We start from the raw sequence: 1705 nt of genomic DNA, 5'->3' as shown, positions 1-1705 counted from the left end.
CCGCCGTTTGGATCAGCTCCCCTGCTTCTCCCGCCACGGCCTGCACGCCCAGTAACCGTCCACTTTCACGTTCGGCGACCAGTTTGATGAACCCTCCGGTATCGAAGTTGACAAGGGCCCGCGGCACGTTGTCGAGAGTCAGGGTACGGCTGTCGGTGGCGTAGCCTTTTGCCTCGGCGTCAGCTTCGGATAAACCGACGGTCGCGATCTGCGGATCGGTAAAAACCACCTCCGGCATGGCACTGAGATCCAGCTGGGCATCGCCGCCGGTCATATTGACCGCTGCCCGGCTGCCACCTGCGGCCGCCACATAGACAAACTGGGGTTGATTGGTGCAGTCACCGGAGGCGTATATGCCCGGCACTCGCGTCTGAAGCTGCTCGTCCACGACAATGGCCCCCCGATCCGTCTCGACGCCGATTTCATCCAGGTTGAGCATCTCGGTGTTCGGTGTGCGTCCCACGGCCACCAGCAACCGATCAGCCCGCAGTTCCCCGGCGTTTGTGTCGAGCACGAACTCCTCATCGGCATAGCTGATTTCGCTCGCCTGCGTGCCGTTCAATACCTTGATGCCCTCGGCCCGGAAAGCGGTTTCAATGGCCTCGCCCACGGCCGGGTCCTCCCGGGAAAACAGCCGGCTGCGCGCCAGAATGGTCACCTCGCTGCCCAGCCGGGCAAACGCCTGGGCCAGTTCCACCGCCACGGCGGAACCGCCAATGACAATCAGCCGGTTCGGAATGCTGTCGCTGGCCAGTGCCGTGGTGGACGTCCAGTACGGCGTACCGGACAAGCCTGGAACCGGGGGGATGGCTGGCCGCGCGCCGGTACCGATGAACGCTCTGTCAAAGCGCACCTCGCGTTCCGTGCCGTCGGCTCCCGTTACCTGCAATGTATTGGCATCGATAAAACGAGCCTCACCCTTCAAGACAGTGATCGCCGGATTGTCGTCAAGGATGCCCTCATATTTGGCGTGACGAAGCGCCTCAACCCGGGCCTGTTGCTGGGCCAGCAAGCGGGGCCTGTCAATGGAGGGCTCGGTCGCCGCAATACCCTCGTCGAACGGACTGGTGCGGCGTAGATGGGCCACGTTCGCGGCCCGGATCATGATTTTGGATGGCACACAGCCGATATTCACGCAGGTGCCCCCCATGGTGCCACGCTCGATCAGCGTGACCCGGGCTCCGCGTTCCGATGACTTCAGGGCGGCGGCCATGGCAGCGCCGCCACTGCCAATCACAGCAATATGCAGGTTGTCGTTACTCATTCATGTGACTCCTTGGTAGAGGGGCTATCGCAGCAGGCGTCGTATTGCTTTTTGCGCCATAGGGCGTAGCAGGTCAGGCCGAAAAAAATACGAGCGCGGGCAACAGCACGTAATCGAGATAGCCGGTCAACGAGGCCAGGCCGACGGCCCCGAATAGAACCACCAGGACCGGCGTAAAACAGCACAGCGCCACTATGACCGCTCCAATAATGCTCACTCGCAATAGAGGATTGGGATCTTTTATGGCTACTCCTGTTTGGTTCCGGCTTGTTGCAGCGTGGACGGATAGCCCGCATTGGTTGTTGCCTGGGTGAGTGCCTCGACGGACGTTTTCTCATCGTCGAAAGTGACCGTCACATCACGTTCTTCATAGCGAACTTCGACAGCGCTCACCCCTTCCACCCGCTTGAGAGCGGATTTGACGGTGATCGGGCAGGCCGA

General features: G+C 61.3%; 3 protein-coding genes. All 3 read right to left on the bottom strand.

Annotated features, from left to right (window positions below; genetic code table 11):
- A partial coding sequence (gene merA, locus B3520_RS00105; RefSeq protein ID WP_286874951.1) for a mercury(II) reductase occupies nt 1-1264 on the bottom strand: 1264 nt, incomplete at its 3' end.
- Between the two features lie 73 nt (nt 1265-1337).
- Entirely contained in the window at nt 1338-1457 is a 120-nt protein-coding gene (gene merF / locus B3520_RS17460; RefSeq protein WP_286806357.1) for a mercury resistance system transport protein MerF, read from the bottom strand.
- Between the two features lie 53 nt (nt 1458-1510).
- On the bottom strand, nt 1511-1705 hold a 195-nt coding region (locus B3520_RS00095; RefSeq protein WP_286874948.1), incomplete at its 5' end, for a cation transporter.

This window comes from Marinimicrobium sp. UBA4509, from assembly GCF_002388575.1.
In the GTDB taxonomy this organism is placed as follows: domain Bacteria; phylum Pseudomonadota; class Gammaproteobacteria; order Pseudomonadales; family Cellvibrionaceae; genus Marinimicrobium; species Marinimicrobium koreense.
This window is presented reverse-complemented; position numbering and strand designations above follow the sequence as displayed.